Below are 25,133 nucleotides of genomic sequence, written 5' to 3' on the forward strand. Positions count from 1 at the left end.
GGATGGCGGGTCAGCGCATCGCCAGGTTGCGTTTGTTGTATGACCAGTGCGTCTGCCAGGCGGCGCGCACCATGTTCGGGTACTGCGGCTGGCCGAGGCTGCCGTTGTAGCGGCCAAGCGCCCGGTAGAGATCGCCGCGTTCGATGTCGAGGTAGTGACGCAGGATCGTGCAACCGTAACGCAGGTTGGTGCGCAGGTGGAAAAGATTGTCCTCGCTGCCGCCGACGAGCCTGACCCAGAACGGCATCACCTGCATGAAGCCGCGAGCACCGGCGGTGGACACGGCATACTTCTTGAACCCGCTCTCGACCTGGATCAGCCCGAGCACCAGTTGCGGGTCGAGCCCGGCGCGCGTCGCCTCGTAATGCACGGCGCGCAGGAAGTCCAGACGTGCGTCGCGATCGGGCATCCGTTTCTCGAGCCGCTGCGACATCTCGCTCAGCCAGCCGATGGCCTCCGTCGAATCGGTGAATGAACTGCGTGGCGGCGCGCGATCGGAAACCGTGCGAGAAAGGGCGGCGCGCACGCTTGCCGACAGCGGCTCATACTTCTGCGCCCCGGCGTGCACCGCAAGCGGCAGCAGCAGGGCGGCGAGAGCGATCAGGCAGCGCACAGGCGGTCCTGCAGGAAGCGGCCGATCCCGGCCATGGCGACCATCTGCGGCTCGGCGTCGAGGCGTCCCTTGTACTCGAAACGGCCTTCGGCGAGGCCGCGCTCGCCGACGACGACGCGATGCGGTACGCCGATCAGTTCCATTTCGGCGAACATCACCCCCGGTCTTTCGTTGCGGTCATCGAGCAGGACGTCGACACCGGCAGCGACCAGTTCGGCGTAGAGCGCATCGGCAGCCGCCTTGACGGCGGCACTCTTGCCGTAGCCCATCGGGACGATGCACACGGCGAAGGGAGCGATCGCCGCCGGGAAGACGATGCCACGCTCGTCGTGCCCCTGCTCGATGGCGGCTCCGACGATGCGCGTGACGCCAATGCCGTAGCAACCCATCTCCATGATGCGGCTCTGCCCCCCTTCGTCGAGGAAGCTGCACTTCAGCGCCTCGGCATACTTTCTCCGCAACTGGAAAATGTGGCCAACCTCGATGCCGCGGCAGAGTTCCAGCCGCCCCTTGCCATCGGGCGATGGATCACCGGCGACGACGTTGCGCAGGTCGCCGACCCGCGTCGGCTCCGGCAGGTCGCGACCGAAGTTGACGCCGGTCAGGTGAAACCCGGCCTCGTTGGCGCCACAGACGAAATCGCCCATCGCCGCCACGCTGCGGTCGGCATGGATCGCGATGCCGCTGATGCCGACCGGGCCGATGTACCCCGGCTGGCAGCCGAGCGCCGCTTGGATCTCGTCGTCGCGCGCGAAGCGGAATTCGCCGAGCAGCTTTTGCGCCTTCAGCTCGTTCAGGCTGTGATCGCCGCGCAGCAGGATCATTGTGAACCCGCCGGCGACACCCTCGCTCCCGGCCAGGACGACTGCGATCGCCTTCACCGTCGTCTGCAGCGCGACCCCCAGCAGATCGGCCACGTCCTCGCAGCGGGTGCGACCGGGCGTCGCCACCTTCTGCAGCGCGCTGCCGGCAGGCGGGCGGTCGCCCGCCGGTGCCAGCGCCTCCGCCAGCTCGACGTTGGCCGCGTAATCGGATTGCGGACAGTAGGCCAGCGCGTCCTCGCCCGAATCGGCGAGCACGTGGAACTCGTGCGACCCGGTACCGCCGATCGAGCCGGTGTCGGCGGCGACGGCGCGGAACTTCAGGCCCAGGCGATCGAAGATGCGCGTGTAGGTCGCGAACATGTTGCGATACTCGCGCTGCAGGTCGTCGAAGCTGGCGTGAAACGAGTAACCGTCCTTCATCAGGAACTCGCGCCCGCGCATGACGCCGAAGCGGGGCCGGATCTCGTCGCGGAACTTGACCTGGATCTGGTAGAAGTGGAGGGGCAATTGACGGTAGCTCTTCACCTCACGACGCACGACGTCGGTGATCACCTCCTCGTGCGTCGGACCGATGACGAAATCCCGCTGGTGCCGATCCTTGCAGCGCAGAAGCTCGGGACCGTATTTCTCCCAGCGCCCGGATTCCTGCCACAGCTCACCCGGTTGAACGGCCGGCATCGACAGCTCGATGGCACCGGCGCGGTCCATCTCTTCACGGACGATCGCCTCGACCTTGCGCACGACACGCAAGCCGACCGGCATCCAGGTGTAGATGCCCCCCGCCAGCCGCTTGATCATGCCGGCGCGCAGCATGAGCTTGTGGCTGACCACCTCGGCGTCAGCGGGCGCCTCCTTGAGCGTTGACAGAAAGAACCGTGAAGTGCGCATCGGGATCGGCGGCAGACGAAAGAAAACCGCGATTCTACTGGACGGATGACGAAAAAGGTTGCGCTGGCTGCCCGCCGCCTGCCGCCACCCGCCGGCGCCGGGCAGATTCTCGGCCAGCCGGGCGGAAGCGCCCGGCGGCCATTCGCCGTGCTATATTCCGCGCCGGCGGCACGGGCCACTGCCCGCGACGGCGCCGGCAGCCGGTGCCGGCCGTGCCGGCGACAGGATGCGGGGCACCTGCCGCGCCGCTCCCGGATCTCCGCGACGCGCGCCGACCGGCGACCGGGACCGCGGCGCTCGCCGGCATCGACGACAACGGCAGGACATGAAAAAACAGTACATCGTCGGCATCGACCTCGGCACCAGCAATACCGTCGTCGCCTACGCCGCGCCGGGCAGGCAGCAGGTCGAACTGTTCGCGATCGAACAGCTCGTCGGCCCCGGCCAGGTCGCTGCGCGGCCGCTGCTGCCTTCGGTGCGCTACCATCCGGCCGCCGGCGAGATCGACCCGGGCGAGCTGCAACTGCCGTGGCCGGTCGAGGAGAGCGCCGCGCCGGTGGTCGCCGGTCGCCTGGCGCTCGATCTCGGCGCCCAGGTTCCCGGTCGGCTGGTGACGAGCGCCAAGAGCTGGCTGTCGCACGCGGCGGTCGATCGCCTGGCGCCGATCCTGCCCTGGGGCGCCGACGAGACGGTGAGCAGGGTGTCGCCGGTCGCTGCCAGCGCGAGTTACCTGGCGCATGTGCGGGCCGCCTGGCGGCACCGTTTTCCGCAGGCACCGCTGGAGCAGCAGCAGCTCGTCCTGACCGTTCCCGCCTCCTTCGACGAAGGCGCGCGTGCGCTGACGCTGGCGGCAGCACGGCAGGCCGGGCTGGCCAACCTGCGCCTGCTCGAGGAACCGCAGGCGGCCTTCTACGACTGGCTCTTCCGGCACCAGCAGCGGCTTGCCGACGAACTCGCGGCGACGCGCCTGTTGCTCGTCTGCGACGTCGGTGGCGGCACCACCGACCTGACGCTGATCCAGGTCGCGCTGCGCGACGGCGAGCCGCTGCTGACGCGCATCGGCGTCGGCGACCACCTGATGCTCGGCGGCGACAACATGGACCTCGCCCTCGCCCACCTCGTCGAGTCACGCCTGCCGGCCGGCGAGGTGCGCCTGTCGGCGGCGCGCTTCGCGCAGCTGGCCGCGCGCTGCCGTGTGGCGAAGGAGCAGCTGCTCGCCGCCGAGGCGCCGGATTCGGTTCTCCTGACGCTGCTCGGCAGCGGCTCACGCCTGCTCGGCGGCGCGCGCAGCGTCGAACTGCGGCGCGACGAAGCACGCCAGCTGCTGGTCGACGGCTTCCTGCCCGCGGTGGCGATCGACGAGGCGCTGCAGCAGCGGCGCGCGGCGATCGTCGAGTTCGGCCTGCCCTACCCGGCCGACGCGGCGATCAGCCGCCATCTCGCCGCCTTCCTCCGGCGGCATGCCGCGGCGGCGCGGCAGGCACTCGGCGACGGCGAGGAGGTGCCGGCGGTGCCGGTTCCCGACACGCTGCTGCTGAACGGGGGCGTCTTCCGCGCCGCCGCGCTCGCCGAACGCCTGCAGTCGATCCTCGGCGCCTGGCGCGGCGCACCGCTGCGCGTCCTGCACAACGCCGATCCCGACGTCGCCGTCGCGCGCGGCGCGGTCGCCTGCGCGCTCGTCGGTCGCGGGCACGGGCGGCGGATCGGTGGCGGCTCGGCGCGCAGCTACTTCCTCGTCCTCGACGACCGCGACCAGCCGGCGCGTGGCATCTGCCTGCTGCCGCGCGGCAGCGAGGAGGGGCACGAGATCCCGCTGCCCGGGCGCAGCTTCAGCCTGCGTCTCGGCCAGCCGGTGCGCTTCCATCTCGCGTCGTCGGTCGCCGACACCGCTTACCAGCCCGGCGAGATCAGCGCCCTCGGCGACGAGGAGTTCATCCGCCTGCCGCCGATCGCCACCGTCGTCGACGCGCCCGCCGGCAGCCGGCAGCGCGAGGTGCGCGTGCAACTGACGACGGCGATGAGTGCGGTCGGGACGCTGGAGATCCACTGCGTCAGCAGCGAAGACCCCGCGCGGCGCTGGCTGCTCGAGTTCGAGATGCGCGCTGCCGGCGGCGTCGAGGCAACGGCGGCGAGCGGCCTGCCGGCACGCTTCACCGACGCCGTGCAGGCGATCGAGCCCGTCTTCGGCGCCAGCTCGCAGCCGCTCGACAGCAAGGAGGTGCGGCGACTGCGCGGCCAGCTCGAGCATCTGCTCGGCCGGCGCGAGGACTGGGAAATGCCGTTGCTGCGCGCGCTCTTCGACGCCCTGCTGCAACGCGCCCGGCGGCGGCGGCGTTCGCCCGAGCACGAGCGGCTGTGGTGCAACCTGGCCGGCTTCTGCCTCCGCCCGGGGCTCGGCGACGCGCTCGACGACTGGCGCAGCGAGCAGCTTTGCGAACTGCTGCCGCAGGGCATCCAGTATGTCAACGAGAGCCAGAACTGGTCGGAATGGTGGACGCTCTGGCGACGGGCTGCCGGCGGCCTGCCGGCCACCGCCCAGGAACGCCTGTTCGGCGAGCTGGCGCCCGCCCTGCGCAGCGGACCGGCGAAGGGCAGCGTGCGCGCAGCGGCGGTCGCCGGCAGCCACGACGACATGTTGCGCCTCGTCGCATCGCTCGAACGACTGCCGGTCGAGCGCAAGGTCGAGACCGGCGACTGGTTGCTCGGGCGGCTGCGCCGCGGCGTCGAGAAGCCGCTCGGCTGGTGGGCCCTGGGACGTCTCGGCGCGCGCCAGGCGCTGTACGGCAGCGCGCATCAGGTGGTGCCGCCGGAGGTTGCCGGCCGCTGGCTGGAAGCGCTGCTGGCAAGCGACTGGAAGAAGCTCGATCCAGCCGCCTTCGCCGCGACGCAGATCGCCCGCCTGACCGGCGATCGCGCCCGCGACCTGCCGCCGGAACTGCGCCAGAGGGTGCTCGCACGCCTCGTCGCGAGCAATGCCAGCGCCACCTGGAGCGAGCAGCTGACCAGCGTCGCCGAACTCGACCGGGCCGACGAACGGCGTGCCTTCGGCGAGTCGCTGCCGGCCGGCCTGCGACTGATCCGCGAGGAGCGGAGCGCGGACTGAGGGCGGCGCCGGCCGCTCGCCGGCCGGCGCCGCCAGGACCGGCGACAGATCGCCTGCGGCGCGGTATCATCGCCGCTCGCGGACCAGAACCTGGTCCTGGCGGCCGTCCGCCCCGAAGTGTGTGGCGATTTTCGAGGAGGAGCAATGCACGCGCAACGAGGAAAAGACCGGCGTCAGCAGCATTCCGGGCCGCCGCCCGGCATGGCGGAGCGCCGCTGCGGCGTCGAACGGCGAACCCTGCATGTGACCCCCGAGTCGATCGCCGAGATCGAGGCGCGGGTCGCCATGTACGCACGCAAACGCGAGGGCCCGGATGCCGGTGAGGGATCGGGCTGGGACAAGCTGATCGTCCCGCTCGACTAGTCGGCGTCGACCGGCCGGCTGCGGTTCGCCGCCGGCCCGGTCGCCACTGCCGCACTCGCCGGCAGCAGGCCACTGGCGCGCAGCACGCGCCGCCGCACCGCTTCCTGCAGCAGCTCGAGACCCGCCGGCGTCGCCAGCGTCAGCCGCGAGCGCGCCCGCGTGATCGCTGTATACAGCAGTTCGCGCGTCAGGACCGGACTCGCCGTGTCCGGCAGGAGCAGCGCCGCATGCGCGAACTCGGAACCCTGTGCCTTGTGCACGGTGAGCGCATACGCCGTCTCGACGGCCCGCAGGCGGGTCGGCAACACCCAGCGGATGCCCTGCCCCTCGCCGGCGAGCGGAAAGGCGACGCGCAGGATCGACTCGCCGGCGGCGCCGCCCGGCAGCTCGAGGACGATGCCGATGTCGCCGTTCATCAGTCCGAGGCTGTATTCGTTGCGCGTCACCAGCAGCGGCCGCCCGGCGTACCAGCCCTGTGCCGCCCGGATCAGCCCGGCCGCATGCAGGGCATCGGCGATGCGCTGGTTGAGGCCGGCGACACCCCAGGCGCCGAGCCGCAGGGCGCACAGCACCTGGAACTCGCCGTGCGCCGCGAGGACTGCCCGCGCCCAGGCGGCGAAGGCTTCGGCAGCGGCCGTGCGTGGCGGCTGTTGCTCGCGCATCAGCTGCAGGTAGTGCCGGTAACCGCTGCCGGCCGCCGGCGCCTGCCCACCGTCGATGACCAGTTCGCCGAAGGCGTGGGCGTCGTCGCCGGCCAGCTCACGGAACGCCAAGTCCGGCGGCGGCTGCCGCCACAGCTCGCCCAACCGCTGCCGGTCACCCGCGTTCACCGCCGCCGCCAGCCGGCCGATGCCGCTCGCCGCCGCGAAGCGATGGCTGTGGCGCAGCATGACGACCGCCTGATCGAGTGCGCCGCCCTGCGGATCGACCAGTTCCGGCGTGATGCGCTCGCCGCTGACGGCGCCCAGCCAGTCGCAGGTGGCTGGCAGGTAATGGCCGCCACCGGCACGGCGGCACAGTTCGCCGAACACCGCGCCCGCCTCGACCGAGGCGAGCTGGTCGCGGTCGCCGAGGAGGACGAGGCGGGCGCCGTCCGGCAGCGCGGCGAACACCGCCGCCATCATCTCGAGGTCGACCATCGATGCCTCGTCGATCACCAGCAGGTCGACCGGCAACGGGTTGCCCGCATGGTGAGCAAAGCGCCGCGTGTCGGGACGAGCGCCGAGCAGGCGATGCAGCGTCGCCACCCGCTCGGGAATCGCCGCCCGCACGGACTCGGCATCGGCCACCCCGCTGAGCGGCAGCGACGCGCGCGCGCGGGCGATCGCCGCGCTCAGCCGCGCCGCCGCCTTGCCGGTCGGCGCCGCCAGCCGGATGCGCAGGGGCCGCTGCGCTTGCCCAGCGGCAGCGTCGGCGGCGAACGCGAGCGCCTGCAGCAGGGCGACCAGCCGCAGCACGGTCGTCGTCTTGCCGCTGCCCGGCCCGCCGGTGATGATGCTGAAGGCGCTGCCGGCGGCCAGCGCGCAGGCCCGCTTATGCCAGTCGGCGCGCTCGCCCGCGACGGGCGGAAACAGCGCGGCGAGCGTGGCGCGCATCGCCGCCACCGGCAGCGCGGCGCGCAGTTGCGGCGAGCCGGCCAGCCGCCGCTCGATCGCCGCCCGCACATCCTGCTCGTACTGCCAGTAGCGACGCAGATACAGCCGCCCGTCGGCGAGCACCAGCGGCGTCGTGCCGCTGCCGCCGGCAACCAGCGCAGGATGCGCCAGGGCGTCGAGCCACTCGGCCAGGTGCAGATCGGCGAGCACCTCCTCCGGCCGCAGCGACGGACCCGCTGCGGGCAGCCGCTCGTCGCCGGCCGGCGGCAGCGACAGCGCCTGACCCGGAGCGGCGAGCGTCGTCGCGAGGTCGAGACAGGCGTGGCCGCGACCGAGCTGGTGGCTTGCCAGTGCGGCGGCGAGGATCAGCCACGGCGACGCGTCGGGCACCTCGCGCCAGAGGAAGTCAGCGAAAGCGACGTCGAGCGGGCGCAGCCACTGGCGCTCGCGCCACTGCCGCAGGAGCAGATGCATCTCTGGTCGCGCGGCCATCACCACCGCCGTCAGCTCTGCCGCGCCACTTGCCGGCCGGCAAAGAGCGCATCGAGTTCGTCGATCAGTCGCCGCGGCGGCCGTTCGACGTGCAGGCCGCGGCTGGCCGAGTCGCCGCCACGCAGGAAGACGTACACCGCCGCACCGACGTGACGATCATAGTCGTAGTCGGGCAGCCGCGCGCGCAACAGGCGGTGCAGCGCAACGAGGTAGAGCACGTACTGCAGGTCGTAGCGGGCGTGCAGGATCGCTTCGCGCAGCGCTGCGGGGGTGTATGCGGCAGCCGCCGCTCCCAGCCAGTTCGATTTGTAATCCACCACGTAATGGCGCCCCTGATGCTCGAAGACGAGATCGATGAAGCCCTTCAGCATGCCGTTGAGCTGGCCGGCCTGCAGCGCCGGCCGTGGCGCGCCGGCAAGGGTGTGGGAGCAGACCAGCTGGTCGACGCGCAGCAGGTCGACCGCGTGCACCGGCAGCCAGAACTCCATCTCGGCGCGCGCCACAGCCAGCTCGCACAGCCGCAGCGTCGTCGCCGCTGCCACCTGACCGGCCGGCAACTGCCACGGCCGCGTCAGGAAGCCCTGCAACCACGCCGAGAGCAGGCCGATCCATTGCTCGCGGCCGCTCGTCCGGCAGCAGCGCGCGACCAGTTCGTGGCGCAGCGGCGCGTCGCCGGCGACCTGCGCGAAGCCCTCGGCGGCAGTCGCCTCGAGCAGCTCATGCAGGAAGGTTCCGGCTTCGGCACCGCGCGGGAAATCGTGCAGCGAAGCGCTGCCGAGCGGTGCCGCCGCGGGCGCTGTGCCGACGGGCCGTTCGACCGTCGCCCGCGTCTCGCGCAGGATCTCCTCGGCAGCCGTTTCGGCCGCCGCCGGCGACGCCGCGGCATCGTCGGCGGCGGCGATGCGCAGCGCGGAGTAGCTGGCGATCCACCAGTGCTCGCGCAACACCCGTGCCGACTCGCGCGCGCTGCCGAGCTGCCGGCGACTCTCCGGCGTGCGGAAGCGCTCTCCGCTCGCCGCCGCCGCCGGCAGCAGCGCGATGTGCGGACAACCGGCGGCGAGCGCCTGCAGCCGCAGCGGCAGCTCGTCCGGCGCCAGTTCCTCGCCGCCGCCGAGCAGGTGGCCGAAGGCGCTCTGCTGCAGGCCGGCGAGCGGCGCCACGCCCAACCAGGTGAGATGCTGCGCCCGCGTCAGCGCGACGTAGAGCTTGCGCAGGTCCTCGGTAAGGCGCTCGCGGTCGGCGCGCTCGACGATCGACGGGTCGCTGCCCAGCGACACCTGCGGACGACCCTCGCCGTCGTGCCACTTCAGCGGCAAGGGACTTTTCGCCGTGATCGCCCGGTAATTGCAGGCGAAGGGCAGGAAGACGAGTGGATACTCGAGGCCCTTGGCCTTGTGTACCGTCACCACCTGCAGCAGTTCGGCATCGCTTTCGAGGCGCAACTGCCGCGCGTCGCCGCTGCTGGCTGCCGCCGGCTGCCGCCGTTGCCCGGCGAGATGGCGCAGCAGCGCCTGCGGGCCATCGAGCAGGGCGCTCGCCTGCTGCAGCAGTTCGGCCAGGTGCAGGAGGTTGGTCAGGGTGCGCTCACCGCCCGGCGGCGGCTGCGCGCCCGGCGCCGCGCCGGTCACGCGACCGAGCAGGCGGGCGGGCACCGAGAAATCGTGCAGCAGCCGGCGCAGCATCGGCAAGACACCCTGCCGCAGCCAGCACTCGCGATAATCGCGAAACTGCACGACGCGCGCCTCCCACGCCGTTTCGTCGTGCTGCAGGGCGTCGAGTTCGTGCCAGCCGAGCGCCAGCGTCGCCGTCGCCAGGGCGCTGCGCAGCAGACGGGGATCATCCGGCTCGGCGACGGCGGCCAGCCAGTGCTGCAGCTCGAGCGCCTCGTCGCTGTCGAAGACGGAATCGCGATCCGACAGGTAGACGCTGCGCACGCCGCGCTGCAGCAGCGCGCCGCGGATGGCGTCGGCCTCGCGGCGGTTGTTCACCAGCACCGCCAAGTCCGCCGGACGCAGCGACCGCAGCCCACCGGCGGCGGCGAAGCCGGCGCGACCGGCCTGGCCGAGGTTGAGCAGGCGGACGATCTCCTCGGCGCAGGCGACGGCCATCAGCGCGAGGTAGTCGGTCTTGCTCAGCCCCTTGTCACCCGCTGCCGGCAGGAAGCAGGCGACGAGCGCAGGGAGGCTGGCGCCGTCAACCTGCAAGGCGTCTGCGCGCCCCTGCGCCTGTGCCGCCTCGAAAGGCAGGGGGTTGCCGGCCGCGCTGCGAAAGCCGAAGGCGCCGCTCCCTTCGCGGCGCTGCTCGGCGAAGGCGAAGCAGTGGTTGGTCGCCGCCACCATCTCCCGGCTGGCGCGAAAGTTCGTCAGCAGCGTCTGGATGCCGCCGCTGCAGGCGCTCCTGGCGGCGAGGTAGGTGTGGATGTCGGCGCCACGGAAGGCATAGATCGCCTGCTTCGGATCGCCGATCAGGATCAGCGCCGCTGGCTCGGAGGCGGGCGCCGGCCGATAGACGGCGTCGAAGATCCGGTACTGCACCGGGTCGGTGTCCTGGAACTCGTCGATCAGCGCCACCGGGAACTGCTGCCGGATGGCTGCCGCCAGCCGCTCGCCGCCGTCGCCGTGCAGCGCCGCCGCGAGCCGCGTCAGCAGTTCGTTGAAGCCCATCTGCGCGCACGCTTCCTGTTCGCCGGCGAAGCGTTCGGCCACCCAGTGCGCGGCGTGGCAAAGCACCTCATCCCGCGCCTGCGGCAGCGCCGCCAGTTCGCTCGCCAGCCCGGCGATCGCCAGCAACGCCGGGTGCTCCGGCGGCGAACCGGATTTCCAGGCTTCGCGCAGCCCGGCCGGCGTCAGTCGCTGCCAGCCTGTCTTCGTCAGGTCCGGGCTGCCCATCCCGGCATCCTCATGCCAGGCGCGCAGCGCTTCCAGCCACGGCCGGTAGTAGCGACCCTGCAGCTTGTGGCCGTCGACCAGCCGCTGCGCGACCGCCGCGTCGAGCAGATCGTGCAGTTCGCCCACCCAGCTCCGCCACGGCGCCTTGAGTTCGGCCAGGCGTTGCTGCCGCAGCGCGCGCGCGCGCCCGATGGCGTCCTGCGGCGGCACTGCCGCCGGCAGCAGGGCAACCTCATCGACCAGCCCGGCGACCACCTGCTGCAGCGCCTCGGGACCCGGCCACCACTGCCGCAGCTCGCCCGCCGCGGCGGCATCGAGCGGCACGACGAAGCTGCGCCAGTAGTCGCGCACGACTTCCGCCAGCAGCTCCTGCTGGTCGCTCTCCAGTGTCTGCGCGAACAGGCTGTTGCTGGCAAACGCGTGCTCGCGCAGCATGCGGTGGCACCAGCCGTGGATCGTCGACACCGCCGCATCGTCCATCGCCTCGGCCGCGAGCTGCAGCGTGCGGGCACAACCCGGCCACTGCTGCGGCGGGTACTCGGCGCGCAGCGCCTGCAACGCGGCGTCGGCAGCATCCCCCGGATCGCCGCGGAAACACGCCGCGGCGGTCGCAAGGCGGCGGCGGATGCGGTCGCGCAGTTCCTCGGTCGCCGCTTCGGTAAAGCTGACGACGAGGATCTCGGCCGGCAGCAGCGGCCGCATGCGATCGCTGCCGTCGCCGTGGCCGAGAACCAGCCGCAGGTAGAGGGCCGCGATGGTGAAGGTCTTGCCGGTGCCGGCGCTCGCCTCGATCAGCCGCAGGCCGGAAAACGGCAGGCGCAGCGGGTCGAGCACCTGGCGTGGCACGACGGCGTCGTCGCTCGCCACGCTGCCGCTCACACCGCTTCTCCGGTGGCGACGGGCCGGCGGCCGCGGCGCGGCGCGGCCGCCGGCAGCGCCGCGTGCAGCGGCCGCAACAGGCGCTCGGCGAGGACGAAGAACTCGCCGCCAGCGCTCAGGACCTGGAAGTCCGGATAGACGCGGCGCAGGCAGGGGTCCCGGTCGACCTCGCCCGGCTGCTGCTCGCCGCCGTCGTACACCTTGCGTGCATCGTCCTCGCGGCCCGAGTGCAGCCAGGCAAAGGCCGCCCGCACCGCCAGCGGCAACGGCCGGCGCATGCCGTCGTGCCAGGCCAGCAGGAATTGCCGCAACAGGGCCGCCGCCGCGTCCGGCGGCAACGGGGCGAGTTCGACGTCGCCCTGCTTGCCGAGCAGCAGCGTCGTCAGCGGACCGACCGCGACCTGCATTGCCAGGTGCCGCAGCCAGTGCCGGACGACGCTGTCGCCACGAACCCGCTGGCCATCCACCAGCTCGCGGCTATCGACGACGACCTGGCCGAGGTTGTCAGCGCCGTCGTTGCGCACGCCGCCGAGCCAGTCGGCGATCTGCAGCGGCTGGCCGGCGATCGCCACCTCCAGGCAGAGTTCGTGTTCACCGGCCACCGCCAGCGGCCAGCGCGCGAGGGCCTGCCGATGGCGCGCGAAGAGGTCGTCGAGTGGTGCCAGCAGTTCCTCGCCCAGCACCTCGCCGAAGGCGCCGGCCGGCAGCGCACCGCGGCGTTCGATGGCGGCGAGCCGGGCACGGCCGGCCGCGCCGATGTCCTCGCCACGCTGCAGCGCGGCAAGCTCGACGGCAATCAGTTCGTCCTGCAGCTGCCAGCGCGCCAGACCATCGACGACGAAGGGCTCCTGGTCTTCGCCGGCCGGGTCGTCGGCGGCGAAGACGACGCCGAGACGCTGGCGGAAGAAGGATCGCACCGGATGCGCGAGGAAATCCTCCAGTTCGCGCAGCGACAGCGGCTCGTCACGCGCCGGCGGCGGCAACGGCGCCGCATTGCCGGGCCGCTGACCGTCCGCCGGCGGCAGCGCGTCGGCCTGCCATTCGCGGGCATAGGTGAACAGGCCGGCAGCGGTCGCCGGCGTCGGGAAATAATCGGCGCTGAATGGCTGCAGCCGGTGTTCGACGGTCAGCGCCGCGAGCAGCGCCGTGCCCGCATCGACGCCGCCGGCAGGCGCGCCGTCGCCGGCAGCGGCCAGCCGCCAGCCGGCGGCGAGATGATCGCGCAACTGGCCGACGAGTACCGACGGCGGTCGCGGACGGTTGTCGTTGATGCTGCGGCCGACCCACGAGATGTGCAGGTGTTCGCGCGCCGAGAGCACCGCTTCGAGAAAGAGGTAGCGATCGTCCTCGCGCCGCGAGCGGTCGCCGGGGCGGTGATCGCCGGCCATGAGGTCGAAATCGGTCGCCGTCCGGCTGCGCGGATAGTCGCCGTCGTTCATGCCGAGCAGGCAGACGCGACGAAACGGGATGGCGCGCATCGGCATCAGCGTCGCGAAGGTGATCGCGCCGGCGAAGAAGCGCTGCGTCAGGCCGCCGCCATCGAGGCTGGCGAGCCAGTGCGCGCCGACCACCGACAGCGGCAGATCCGCGCTCAGCGCGGCGGCGTCGCACGCTTCCTGCCAGCGCTGCAGTGCGCCCTCGAGCTGCAGCAGGGTGAAGGCGTCGGCAGCGTCGTCGGCGGCGAAGAAATCGGCCAGCAACTGCCGCAGGCGAACACACCAGGTGGCGGCCGGCGCCACGCTGCGCAGCGTCTGCCAGCACGCCTGCAGACGCTCGATCAGTTGCAGCAGCGGTCCGAGCAACGCGGCGTCGATGCCGCCGATCTCGTCGTGCGGCTCGATCCCCCGCCAAGCGCCAGCGCTGGTGCCGACGGCGTAGCCGAGCAGCATGCGGCGGCAGCCGAACAGCCAGGTATTCGCCGCCGCCTCCTCCGCCGCCCGCGGCAGGCCGAAGCTCGCGCGGTGCTCGGCGTGCAGGCCCCAGCGGATGCCGGCGCCGCGGATCCAGCGATGCAGCAGCGGCAGGTCTTCCTCGCTGATCGCGAAGCGCCGTCGCAGCGCCGGCACCTCGAGCAGGTCGAGCACATCGCTCGCCGCCAGCCGCGACCGTGGCAGCGCCAGCAGTTTTTCGAGCGCCTGCAGCAGCGGGTCGCATTGCCGCCGCGACTGGTCGACGATGGTGAACGGCAGATGACGCGGATCATCGGCGGGCAGCAGGCCGAAGACCGCCTGCACGTGCGCGGCGTAGGCGCCGATGTCGGGCACCATGACGATGATGTCGTGCGGCCGCAGGCTCGGGTCGGCGTTGCAGGCGGCGAGGAGCTGGTCGTGCAGGATCTCGACCTCGCGCTGCGCGCTGTGCGCGACGTGGAAGCGCAGCGACGAGTCCTGCCGCGGATCGACCGCCGGCCAGCAGGCGCGGGTCTCGGGCAGCGGCCGCAGGTCGAGGATGTCGTCCTGCAGCTGTTGCAGCAGGCTGGCCGTGCCACAGGTCGCGAACAGCTCGATGCGCTGTGGGCTCGCCGCCGTCCAGCCGCCGCGCGGCCGCTCTGCCGGCTGCCCGTCGCACTCGTCGAGCAGGTCGATGAAGTCGCGTCCCTGTTTGCCCCAGGCGGCCAGCAGCGGCTGTGCATGCGCGTGCAGCAGCTCCGGCGGCAGTTCACCGGGCATTCCCGGCCGCCTCGACTGGCGGCCGCTGCTGCGGCGCAGGAGGTCGCGATCGGCGACGATGTCGGCCCAGTGATGGCGGCACGGGTTGTGCACGCAGATCAGGACCTGCGTCCACCGCGCCAGCACGGCCAGCACTTCGAGCGCCTGCTGCGGCAGGCTGGAAATACCGAAGACCAGCACCCGGCCTGGCAATCCGTCCGGCCGTCCGGGCGCGGTCCACTGCCGCGCACGCTCGAGGAAGGCGGCATGGACCGCGGCGCGACTGGTCATCGCCGTCGCCGCGGACGCTCCACCGACCACCACGTCAGCTAGGAGCGCGCGCCACAGCGCCGCCTGCCAGCGCTGCCCGGCCGGCAGCGGCCGGCTGTTGCCGCGCCGGTCGGACAACACGTCGCTGCCCGCTGCCCAGGCGGCGAGCCAGTCGGCCCGATAGACCTGATACTGGTCAAAGAGGTCGGCCAGGCGCTCAGCCAGCTGGAAACACTTGCGCTGCTCGTCATCGTGCGCGAGAAAGGCGCGCAGCGGTCCGTACTCCGGCCGGCTGCCGACCTGCGGCAACAGGCGCAACAGCCGCCAGAGCAGGCGGTCCTTGTCGAAGGGTGAGGATGCGGGCACCGCCTCGCGCCCGAGCAGCGAGCGATAGGCCTGCCAGAAGAAGCGGGCCGGCAGCGACACCGCGAGCCCGGCCGCGATGCCCAGACCGCCGGCTTCGCCGCCGGCGCCGGCGGCATCGGCGGCAAGCGCCATCTTCAGCCACTGCGCGATGCCGTTGCTGTGCACCAGGATGAGTTCGTCGTCGAGCGGCGGCAGCGGGTGTCGCTTCATCCAGGCAACCACCAGATCGCGCAGGATCTCGGGCTGGTTGCTGTGCACGACGATCAGGCCGGGTTCAGGAAGCGAGGAGGACAGGGTCTTCTCCGGGCAATGGGCAAGTGGCGCGTCGTGCGGCCGATTCAACGACGGCGGCGGAACAGCAGGACGCCGGGCGCGGCGCCGGGTCCGGCAAAGGCGTAGCCGTCGCTGTCGAAATCCTCGAGCGCGGCGACCTCCGACAGCCGGTTGACGATCACGTAACGCGCCATCAGGCCGCGCGCGCGCTTGGCAAAGAAGCTGACGACGCGGAAGCGGCCGCCGCTCCAGTCCTCGAACACCGGCTGCACGACGGGAACCGACAGCTGCTGCGGCAACAGCGCCCGGAAGTACTCCTCCGACGCCAGGTTGAGCAGGACGCCCGCCGCCGCCGCACGCACCGCTTCATCGACGGCGGCGGTGATGCGCTCGCCCCAGAACGCGTACAGATCGCGGCCACGCTCGTTGGACAGGCGGCTGCCCATCTCCAGCCGGTAGGGCTGCATCAGGTCGAGGGGTCGCAGGACGCCGTACAGGCCCGACAGGATGCGCAGCCTCGCCTGCGCGAATTGCAGGTCGTCGGCGGACAGCGAAGCGGCGTCGAGCCCGTCGTAGACGTCGCCGTTGAATGCCAGGACGGCCTGCCTGGCATTCGCCGGTGTGAACGGCCGTGCCCATTCGGCATAGCGGGTGGCGTTGAGCACCGCCAGCTGGTCGCTGATCTTCATCAGGCTGGCGATCTCCGCCGGCGACAGGCGGCGCAGGCGGTCGACGAGGATCTGCGACTGCTCGAGCAGGGCCGGCTGCGAGTATTCGGCAACCGTCGGCGGCGTCCGATAGTCGAGTGTCTTGGCGGGCGAGAGAACGAGGATCATCGGCTGTCTCCGGAAGGTGGCGGGATGACGGTCTGTGCATTCTGCTAATATCGGCGATTGTAATCGACGCCGTGCCGCAGCCGCCGGCGCTGCCCGCCGGCTGCCGCCGGGATCGGCAGGCGTCGCCGGAATGAGAAGAACGCAGCCGTCCATGGAAGAAATCCTCGACCGTCTTGCCCTGCCGGACAGCGACCTGCCCGCGCTGCTCGCCGAACTCGTAGCCCGGCTGCGCCCGGATGACGCCCGCGATTCCGAATCGGCGCGGCGCAACCTGCAGGCGCTCTGCCACATCCTGCACACCCGCCAGGATCTGCGCCACGCCCTGCGCAACGGCCTGACGACACTGGCGCAGACATACCGCCACGGCGAGCTGTACACCTCGACCGGCATCCTGCCGAACACCGGCTTCGTCGCCGAAAGCCTGCACCGCATCGGCCACAAGCTCCTGCCCGAGGTGCTCGATCCCGACCTGCTGCGCAGCGTCCTGCGGCGTGCCTTCGACCACCCCGGAGATCGCCGCTGGGTGGTCGGCGTCGGTGAGCAGGCGTGGGTGGAACTGCTGGCGGCGATCCGCTTCGACGAGGGTGAGCCGGCCGCCAGCGTGCCGCCATCGGTCGTCCAGGTTCTCCGCTCGCTGCGCGTGCTGTCGCACTGGATCGCCGCCTGTGGCATGGAGCCCGATCTGTTGCGGCTCGAGCGCTCGCTCGAGACACACGAATCGCCGTTCACCGAGCAGGGCCGCGAGATGAGCGCGTACATCGCGGCCTGTGCCGAGAACTGGGGCCGGCCGCCCGCCGCCGACAGCGATGATCGCCAGCTGCGGGTGCTCTTCAGCCAGTGCCTGGAGGTGATCGAGAAGGTCCGCCGCACGGCCGCCCGCAACGGCACCAGCATCCGCCTCACCTACCACCTGCAGCGGCTGCGGCAACTGCTGCGGCGCTGCGAACAACTGCTCGACATCCTCGCCGCACTGCAGGCCGACCCGCGCGGCGGCGGCGCCTACCCGGCGATCGTCACGCTGTTCGTGCAGCTGGTGCGCGAGGAATGCCTGCGCAACAACCTGCCGCGGCACTGGCGCCAGAACACCGAGATCCTCGCCCTGCGGGTGACCGAAAACGCCAGCCATCATGGCGAACACTACATCACCGAGACCCGCTCGGAGTACTGGCAGATGTGCCGCTCGGCGATGATCGGCGGCTTCGTCATTGCCTTCATGGCCTGCCTGAAGATCCTGCTCAGCAAGGCAGAGATGCCGCCCCTGACCGGCGCCATCACCTACTGCCTCGACTACGGCCTCGGCTTCTGCCTGATCCACATCCTGCGCGGAACGGTCGCCACCAAGCAGCCGGCGATGACGGCCAACGCCATCGCCGCCAGCATCAGCGAGGCGGGCGGCCGGCTGCGCGACGTCGAGGAGCTGACCACCCTGATCGCCCGCACCTGTCGCAGCCAGATCGTCGCCATCCTGGGCAACGTCGGCGTCGCGATCCCGCTGGCCGCACTGCTTACGCTGGCGATCTTCGCCGTCAGCGGCGAGCACTTCACGAGCGAGACCAAGGCGGTGCACCTGCTTGCCGAGCAGAGCCCGATCCACAGCGGCGCGGTCTTCTATGCCGCCATCGCCGGCCTCTGGCTGTTCGTCTCCGGGCTGCTCAGCGGGTATTACGACAACTATGCCGCCTACAACAGGATTCCCGAACGCATCCTGCAGCTCCGCTGGCCGCGCCGCCTGTTCGGCGAGGCACGCATGCAGCGCGTTGCCGCCTACATCGGCGACAACCTCGGCGCACTCGCCGGCAACCTGCTCTTCGGCTTCCTGCTCGGCGGCACGACGCTGCTCGGGGTGCTGCTCGGCCTGCCGCTCGACATCCGCCACGTCGCCTTCTCTTCGGCCTTCGTCGGCATCGCCTTCGTCGACCTGGGATACTCACCGGATGCCTCGCTCTTCCTCTGGGCCGTTCTCGGCGTCGCCATGATCGGCGTCATCAACCTGACGGTGAGCTTCGCGCTGGCGCTGAACGTCGCGCTGCGCGCGCGCCAAGTCGCCGAGTCGGCGTGGCGGAGCCTGGCACGGGCGGTGCTGGCACATCTCGTTCGTCGGCCCGGCGACTTCTTCCTGCCGCCGCGAGGACCCGATCTAACGTCCGCTGCGACAGGAAGGAACGCCCTTCGCCGGCAGGACGCGGGCCATTGACCGGCGAAGCATGCATTCGCCTTGACCCGGACACGGGATTTTCCTATCCTGCGGCCATGGCCGGGATCCGGCGGATCGTCCGGCCGACCGCACCACCCACTCCTCCCCATCGCACGACATGCAAAGGAATCATGATGACTGAAGCCAAGCCCCCCGCCAAGAAGGCATCCGCGACCCGCAAGACCCCCACCCCGGCTGCAGCCGAAGCGCCAGTCAAGGCCGCGGCAGCACCCGCGGCCGCCGCAGGCGCCACCGAAGCGGTCGCTGCCGAGGCAGTGGCGAAAGCGCCCGCGAGCAGGAAGACGGCCGCGCCGCCGGCCGAGAAGAAGAGTCCGGCGAAGCCAGCCGCGGCAGCCCCCGCCGCTGCCGCGACAGAGCAGGCGGTCGCCGCCGCGCCCGTCGAGGAGGCCGCCGCGCCAACACCCGCTGCGCCGGCAGTGACCCCGCCGAGTGCCGAGGAACGCTATCGCATGGTCGAGTCGGCCGCCTATTTCATCGCCGAGAAGGATGGCTTCCAGGGCTGCGCCACGCATTACTGGACCCTGGCCGAGCGCGAGATCGCCGTCAGCCTCGGCGAAGTCGAGGCTTGATATGGCACCGTCCAGCCGACCGCCAGTGACCCTGGACAGGAGCCCTGCATGCGCAAGCGTCTGATCGCCGACCGGCAACCCGAGGCCGCGCAAGCACCGGCCGACTGGCTGCGGCTGGACGAACTCACCGAGGTCGAGATCAGCTCCGAGGATGTGGCCCATCCGATCGAGTCGGCGCTGCTCGCCGCCGCCGGCAAGGGCTGGCGCGCCTCGCTTCCCGGCCGCCAGACCATCCGCCTGATCTTCGCCCAACCACAGCGGCTGCGCCTGATCTCGCTGCGTTTCGTCGAAACTTCCCGCCAGCGCACGCAGGAGTACCTTCTGCGCTGGTCTGGCGACGGCGGCGCGTCGTTCCACGACATCGTCCGCCAGCAATGGAACTTCGACCCCCGAGAGGCCAGCACACAGACCGAGAATCACCAGGTCGACCTTGCTGCGGTCGGCGTCCTCGAACTGATCATCACACCCGACATCGCCGACCCGCAGGCGATCGCCTCGCTCGCCGAGATGCGCCTGGCCTGAGAACCTGCCGGGCGGCTGTTGCCGCTGCCCAAGGCCGTGTCATTGCCTCTCCGGCGCCATCGCGATCTGGACCCGCAAACGCGGCGCAGCGGGCCCTGCAGGCCCCGCCGCGCGATCATCCCTCCTCGAGCAGGCTGCGCAGCATCCACGCCGTCTTCTCATGCACCTCGAGTCGCTGCGTCAGGAGATCGGTGGTCGGCTGATCGTTGGCCGCGGTCACCACCGGCAGCAGTTCGCGCGCCGTCCGTGCCGTCGCCTCCTGCGCGGCGACGAGATGGCGGATCATCTCCGTTGCCCGTGGAACCCCCTCCACCTCGGCGATCGAGGCAATGCGGCTGAACTCGCGATAGGTGCCTGGCGCCGGGTGACCCAGTGCGCGAATCCGCTCGGCGATGACGTCGAGCGCGGCCCATTGTTCCGTGTACTGCGCCATGAACATCAGGTGCAGTGTGTTGAACATCGGCCCGGTGACGTTCCAGTGGAAGTTGTGCGTCATCAGGTAGAGGGTATAGCTGTCGGCGAGCAGTGCCGACAGGCCGTGCGCGATCTTCTCGCGATCGTCGGCGCTGATGCCGATGTTGATCGCGGGTGCAGTGGCAGTCATCTTTTCCATGGTACGACCTCCTTCAGTGAACAATCCGGCCAGCAGGATACTGGTCACGAATGCGTCCCGCTGCGGGCCCCCCGACGCGCGAAGCGCTCCCTCCCTGCCCCGACACCATCATCCTGGGCAGCGACGTATCCGACGCATGACCTGATTCTAGAAACAGACCGACGATGGATCCAATGAATTGTCGAGATGATCTCAATTGCCAGGAGCTATGGTGAGCGAGGCGCGACTGCCGACCCCCGTGCGCCCTCACCAGGTTTCTGGCGTCGTGTTGCGGGCGCTTCGCCACGCACCGCGAAGACCGGCGCCACCGCCGGCCACAGACCGCGTTCGCTGGCTTGCGCCCCATCGAAGACCAGCCAGCTCTGGCCGCCGTAATGCGGCAACGGCCTCGCCAGCGAGCGCAGCGCTGCCGCATCGCGGGCAGCGACCGCCAGCAGCGGACCGCTGTCGACGGTCCACACCCGCGCCGAGCCGCGCGTGGCGTTGCCGCCCAGGCTCTGCGCCTGCTGCGGCAGACCATTGGCGAGCAGCGCGGCATCGACCTCCGCCGGCGTACCGACGATCATCACCGCTTCGCCCGCCGTCAGCGCCGGCCGCAGGTCGCCGACGGCGAGCAGCGCCGCAGGCCGCTCGAAGAAACGCCCGACGACCGTCGCGGCAGCCTCGCGGAACGCCGCATCGCCGCCGACGACCAGCCAGCGCGGCTGCAGTGCCCCGATCCAGCGACGCAGGATGAGCGGCAGTTCGGCTTCGTGCAGCCGCCGCCAGGTGCGCGCCTGCGGATCGATGCGGATGCTTGCGGGAGGAAAGTCGAGGTCGAAATCGACCAGACGGCGCTCGCCGGTGAGGTCGACCCAGCGCGTGACGCTGTGCGCGCCGCCGCTGATCTCGACCGGCAGTCTGCTCGCCAGCGGCGGGCTCGTCTGGCGCAAGGTCAGGCGCAGGCGATGGCCCGACGCCGAGCGACTGGCGACGGCGTCTTCGACCGAGAAAGCCGGCAGCTGCCGCGAATCGAGCCACTGCGCGAAGACGCCGCGCAGGTCGCCGCCGGCGGCCCGCTCGAAGGCTCGCCGCAGATCGTCCCAGCTCGCGTGGCGAAAGCGGTGTGCCTGCCAGAATTCACGCAACCCCTGCGCGAATGCCACTGCTCCGATGCGATCACGCAAGGCCAGGAAGAACATCGCTGCCTTGCCATAACCGACCGTCGCCTCGGCGCCATGGCGGCGGCTGCGGAAGTCGCGCAGTGCCGGCTGCTCGCTGGCCGGCAATGCGGCCGCGTCGCGCAGCCAGGCGAGCCGCATCGCGTGCGCTGCTGCCGCTGAACGCTCCTCGGCGTAGGCGTAGTCGGCAAGGAAGGTGGTCAGCCCCTCGCTCCAGTTGCCCATGCGGGCATCGACGTAGACGCCGTTGCCCCACCAGTTGTGCAGCACCTCGTGGCCGAGCGAGGTGGCGCGGATGAACGGCAGGCGCAGGACATCGACGCCGAGGTAGGTCAGCGTCGGCATGCCGAGACCGGTCGGCAGCGGACTGGCAACGATCGAGAAGGCGTCGTAGGGGTAGGCGCCGATGAGTCCGCCGTAGCGCTCGAGGTAGCGCGCGCTGTCGGCGAGGTAGCCTTCGGCGAGCCCCGGCTCGGCGTCGAGTGCAGGCGGGAAATAGGTCCGCAGGCGCAGCGGCGAGACGCCGGCACGCGCCAGGAGACGTTCGCGCACACGCCACGGAGCGGCCATCAGGTCGACGCCATCGGTCGGCTGCGCGAACTCGAATTCGGCTTCGTAGCGATCGCCGGCTGCGCGTGGCAAGCGCTCCACCCGCAGGCTGCCGGGGACGACGGCGCGTTGCTCGCCGGGCACCGACACGCGCACCCGGTAGCTGAACAGCGCCAGCGGCGGCTGCGGGTACCAGCCGCTGCCCGCGGCGAGGAACGATCCGGCGGCGGCCGCCATCGGCGGCAGGCGCTGCAGGACCTGACGATGGTCGCGCCCCGTCTCGGTCGCCGGCAGCGTCCCGCCGTAAGCGATGCGCACGCGGTCGACGCCTGCCAGCGCGGCGATTCGCCAGATGCGCGTGCCGTCGCCACGACTGCCGGCGATGCTCGCCGCGACGGGCTGGCCAGCCGGCGCCCGCACCGCGCGCACGCTCAACGAATCGTGCAGGGCGAACTGGAAGGTCCGCCCGCCGGGCGGCAGTTCGGCGACCGCCTCGAGCCGCCGCGTCGCCGGTTCGAGCGTCACCTCCAGATCGAGGTCGGCGGCCGCGCGCGCACCCGGCGCGAGCAGCAGGAGTGCGCCGACAAGCCACGCCCGCGGCATCATTCCGGCGGCAAGCGGACGACGATGTCGTGCATCCTATCGCCGCGTCCGACGCGCAGCGGCAGCCAGGTTCCGGGCGCTACCGCCCGCACCGGCGCGATCACGGCCACTGCCTGGCCCGCCGGGCAACCGGCGACCTCGAGCAGCCGGTCGCCCGCCATCAGCCCGCTCTTCCCGGCCAGGCTGCCGGCGGTGACCGCCTGCACGCGCACACCGGACCTGGCACCGCCGATGTCTCCCACTGCACGCCGAGATCCGGCGGCGGCACTGGCATTGCCGGCTTCGACGGCAGCACGAAAAAGGCGTCGGCAAGGCCCATCCGTGTCTCGCGACACGCGTCGGCGAACGCCAGCGGCAGCAGCGTGACGACCGGGCCGACGCCGAGCGCACGCAACCGATGCGCGACGCCATGACCGTGACGCCCGTACAGTCGTGGCCTCAATGCCTGCTGGTGCGGAACACGCGCCCTGGTAATGGGCGCACCCCTTCTCCCCGACCTTCAGAAGGATAAAGGACAAGAAATCCACTGAATCCGGTCGCCAAGCCCGATGGAGGTAAACCAGACTTTCCCACGCGATTCCCAAGTCTGGTGCATGGCATTCCATGAGCATCAAGGAATCGATTCGCAAGCGGCTGGTGCTCCGACGGACTTTCAGGGGTCGGAACACCGTCCTGGAAGACCATGCCGGCGAGCAGATCGCTGGCCCGCCGAGGGGTGCCGGGCACCAGGCGGCGTCGAAACGCCGCCGTGGCGATCCCTTCTCAGCGGCCGGTGCTGCGTCCAAGCATCGTGCGGACTTCCTGGTTCGCCGGCAGAACGTAGTCGTGGGCGGAGAGGACGGCGTTACTGACCGGCTGGACGATCTTGAGGTTGACGTACACGAAGGAGGCGCCGACGGCGTAGCTGCCGAGGACGATGGCCTGCGCCTTGTTGCTGCGGGCGATGTCGCTGATTTCACGGGTGAGGATGAGTTCGCCTTCGCCGCGGCGCATGTAGATGGAGCCGCGCAGCTTGAGTTCGACCATCTGCCAGCCACGCTGCGAGAAGCGGGCGGAGATCTGCTCGGAGATCATGCGGCCGAGGGTCGATGACTGTTCGAGGGCGTCGATGTTGACGACGGTGGCGACAATCAGCGGGCCGCCGGCGGCGGTGCCGCCGAATTGTGCCAGGAGGGCGTCGGCGGCGCGGTAGTTGGTGGCGACGAGTTCGCTGTTCGCGGCCTGGGCGTAGGTGATCTCGGGAACTGCCTGCCGGGCGCCCTCGGTGGCGCAGCCAACGGCGGCAAGGCTGGCGAGGAGTGCGGCAAGGAGGACGGGCGATCTCATTGCTCACCTCGAACCGGGACGTTGAAGACCGGCCGCTGCGTGCCTTCTCCCCCGACGGCGACGTTGAAGAGCGGCGGTGCTTCGGTGTAGAGGCCGGCGTCGCTGTCGGCGGCGTAGTAGACGGCTGCGACGCGGCCGAGGTAGCGCGTGGCGTCGGCGGCCGAGACGGTGACAACTACCTCGGTCTGCGGCGTCGGGCCGGAGGCGTCTTCGGACTTGGCCCAGCGCCAGGCATCATAGCCACCGAACACGGCGGCGCCGGCGAGGCCGGCCGCGGCCGGGGTAGCGCTGGCGGCCAGACCATAGACGGCCCAGGCGCCGGCATAGATGGCGGTGGCAGGCACGAACTGGTTTTGCCGGTAGGGCGAGAAACGCACGGTCTGCACGTCGATGTCGATGGCGATGGCGGCAGCGCCCGGGCTGTGAGCCACGGCGACTTTGTGACTGACGAGCGCAGTGATGAAGGCGGCGCGGAAGTTCTGCGCGAAGACGGTCTGCTTGGCCGCCGGACGGACATAGACACGCGGGCAGATGGCGCCCGGATCGGCGCAGGCGACGCCCGGCGCGAGCGACCGCAGGAGTGCCTCGGCGCTTTTCTCGGCGACGATCGCCCAGTGTGCCGCGGCCTGCAGCTTGGGCTGATAGGATTCGGGGAAGTTGGTTGCCACCGGTGCGGCGCCGTAGGGCGCGGCGCAAGCGAGCAGCGTGCTGCCGGCGATCATGATCGACGCGACCCGTGCGGTCCGCCGTAAGGTGGTTCTGCGCTGTCCCTCCATTGTTCCCTCCGTGTTGGTTGAGATCGACTGGCGGAGTGTAGGACTAATTGCGCTTGGGTGCATCGGGTCACGGGCCATCTGGCGCGGAAATCCTGGAAATCGAGAAAATTGCGTCCGACAAGCGCAGGCAGGTCCCGTGACGAACCGCGCGGCGGGCGCACACCCGGGGCGAGCGCAGTACCGCAGCAGTCGTTCCAGGACTGGGCGGCCAGGGCCTTCGATGCGCAGGCTGGCGTTCAGCGAGAAGCCGTCACCATGCGCCCGTCTTGCCATCGTCGGGGCTTGCTCCGGCTCAAGCACACCGCGTCGGGTCAACGCGCGCAGTTAGACGGCGGCGGACCCAGGACAGGCGTCACCCGCTCCCTGCGGCAGCGAAGTACCTTTCGAGCTCGCGCTGTCCGGCCTGGCCCCGCGCCTCGAAGCCGAGCAGGTCCGCCATCGGCACGCTGCTGACCCGAATCCCGTTTGCGGACGAAGGGTCCGCCTTGATGACGTACCCGACAGGGGCGCCAGCTTCCCAGACCAGGACGTAGAGCGGGTCGCCGTGCCTTGCGTAGTCGATTCGCACCTTGCGTGCGAAAAGCCCGGCTGCGCCGTCCCTGCCGTGGATTGCGTTGTGGACCGATGCGTGGCTGCCAACCTTGCGCCACATCGTCTTGGTGTGAATCGCCCGGTACAGGATCGGGCCGCCGGTCTGCGGCATGAAGCCCTGGACGTTCCCGGCCACGGGGGCATCTGGCGTCACCCTCGCCGCAACGGCAC

The 25,133-nt window shown here is 71.0% G+C and carries 16 protein-coding genes; 5 read left to right on the top strand and 11 right to left on the bottom strand.

The genetic code is table 11. From position 1 onward, the window contains the following. Positions 1–10 precede the first annotated feature (10 nt). A complete protein-coding gene (locus tag NFW30_RS12840) occupies positions 11–613 on the bottom strand; it encodes a lytic transglycosylase domain-containing protein (RefSeq protein ID WP_295350464.1) in 603 nt (200 codons plus the stop codon). Then, positions 601–2,325 carry a proline--tRNA ligase gene (locus NFW30_RS12845; protein WP_295350467.1) on the bottom strand — a complete coding sequence of 575 codons (1,725 nt, stop codon included), beginning with the start codon at positions 2,323–2,325 and terminating at the stop codon, positions 601–603. Before NFW30_RS12845 ends, NFW30_RS12840 begins: the two co-directional genes overlap by 13 nt. Positions 2,326–2,650: 325 nt before the next feature. On the opposite strand from NFW30_RS12845, the gene NFW30_RS12850 reads away from it, so the two are divergent. Both NFW30_RS12850 and NFW30_RS12855 read left to right on the top strand, forming a co-directional pair. Then, positions 2,651–5,428: an Hsp70 family protein gene (locus NFW30_RS12850; RefSeq protein ID WP_295350470.1), complete on the top strand. Its 2,778-nt coding sequence runs from the start codon at positions 2,651–2,653 to the stop codon at positions 5,426–5,428. A gap of 144 nt (positions 5,429–5,572) precedes the next feature. Then, positions 5,573–5,791, top strand: coding sequence for a hypothetical protein (locus NFW30_RS12855; RefSeq protein ID WP_295350473.1), 219 nt, complete (start codon positions 5,573–5,575; stop codon positions 5,789–5,791). On the opposite strand, the gene recD is transcribed toward NFW30_RS12855, so the two are convergent. Genes recD through yaaA form a run of 4 tightly spaced genes read right to left on the bottom strand, consistent with a single transcriptional unit; the run spans position 5,788 to position 16,038 of the window. Beyond that, positions 5,788–7,878 carry an exodeoxyribonuclease V subunit alpha gene (recD, locus tag NFW30_RS12860; protein WP_295350476.1) on the bottom strand — a complete coding sequence of 697 codons (2,091 nt, stop codon included), beginning with the start codon at positions 7,876–7,878 and terminating at the stop codon, positions 5,788–5,790. The genes NFW30_RS12855 and recD overlap by 4 nt on opposite strands. Positions 7,879–7,889: 11 nt before the next feature. After that, the gene (gene recB, locus NFW30_RS12865; RefSeq protein ID WP_295350478.1) at positions 7,890–11,645 is read right to left on the bottom strand and encodes an exodeoxyribonuclease V subunit beta; all 3,756 of its coding nucleotides are present in this window, start codon (positions 11,643–11,645) and stop codon (positions 7,890–7,892) included. Continuing rightward, positions 11,642–15,271, bottom strand: coding sequence for an exodeoxyribonuclease V subunit gamma (gene recC, locus NFW30_RS12870; RefSeq protein ID WP_295350482.1), 3,630 nt, complete (start codon positions 15,269–15,271; stop codon positions 11,642–11,644). The genes recB and recC overlap by 4 nt, the downstream gene beginning before the upstream one ends. Then, entirely contained in the window at positions 15,268–16,038 is a 771-nt protein-coding gene (yaaA, locus tag NFW30_RS12875) for a peroxide stress protein YaaA (protein WP_295350484.1), read from the bottom strand. Before yaaA ends, recC begins: the two co-directional genes overlap by 4 nt. A gap of 130 nt (positions 16,039–16,168) precedes the next feature. Here yaaA and NFW30_RS12880 point away from each other — a divergent pair, with 130 nt between their 5' ends. The 3 genes from NFW30_RS12880 to NFW30_RS12890 all read left to right on the top strand — a co-directional run bounded on the left by NFW30_RS12880 (position 16,169) and on the right by NFW30_RS12890 (position 19,344). Further along, entirely contained in the window at positions 16,169–18,232 is a 2,064-nt protein-coding gene (locus NFW30_RS12880) for a site-specific recombinase (protein ID WP_295350486.1), read from the top strand. 131 nt (positions 18,233–18,363) lie between these two features. After that, a complete protein-coding gene (locus NFW30_RS12885; RefSeq protein ID WP_295350489.1) occupies positions 18,364–18,822 on the top strand; it encodes a DUF2934 domain-containing protein in 459 nt (152 codons plus the stop codon). 48 nt (positions 18,823–18,870) lie between these two features. Then, a complete protein-coding gene (locus NFW30_RS12890) occupies positions 18,871–19,344 on the top strand; it encodes a carbohydrate-binding protein (RefSeq protein ID WP_295350493.1) in 474 nt (157 codons plus the stop codon). Positions 19,345–19,459: 115 nt separating this feature from the next. Here NFW30_RS12890 and NFW30_RS12895 read toward each other — a convergent pair whose 3' ends face one another. From NFW30_RS12895 to NFW30_RS12915, 5 genes are all read right to left on the bottom strand, one after another. Beyond that, on the bottom strand, positions 19,460–19,957 hold the full coding sequence (locus NFW30_RS12895; RefSeq protein WP_295350496.1) for a Dps family protein: 498 nt from the start codon (positions 19,955–19,957) through the stop codon (positions 19,460–19,462). Positions 19,958–20,163: 206 nt separating this feature from the next. After that, a complete protein-coding gene (locus NFW30_RS12900) occupies positions 20,164–22,272 on the bottom strand; it encodes a M1 family aminopeptidase (RefSeq protein ID WP_295350499.1) in 2,109 nt (702 codons plus the stop codon). Further along, positions 22,269–22,511, bottom strand: a complete 243-nt coding sequence (locus NFW30_RS12905) for a hypothetical protein (RefSeq protein ID WP_295350502.1) — start codon at positions 22,509–22,511, stop codon at positions 22,269–22,271. The genes NFW30_RS12900 and NFW30_RS12905 overlap by 4 nt, the downstream gene beginning before the upstream one ends. A gap of 520 nt (positions 22,512–23,031) precedes the next feature. Next, positions 23,032–23,595, bottom strand: a complete 564-nt coding sequence (locus NFW30_RS12910) for a FlgO family outer membrane protein (RefSeq protein ID WP_295350504.1) — start codon at positions 23,593–23,595, stop codon at positions 23,032–23,034. Then, positions 23,592–24,449: a hypothetical protein gene (locus NFW30_RS12915; RefSeq protein ID WP_295350506.1), complete on the bottom strand. Its 858-nt coding sequence runs from the start codon at positions 24,447–24,449 to the stop codon at positions 23,592–23,594. The genes NFW30_RS12910 and NFW30_RS12915 overlap by 4 nt, the downstream gene beginning before the upstream one ends. Between the last annotated feature and the right edge of the window lie 684 nt (positions 24,450–25,133).

This window comes from Accumulibacter sp., assembly GCF_023806635.1.
In the GTDB taxonomy this organism is placed as follows: Bacteria; Pseudomonadota; Gammaproteobacteria; order Burkholderiales; family Rhodocyclaceae; genus Accumulibacter.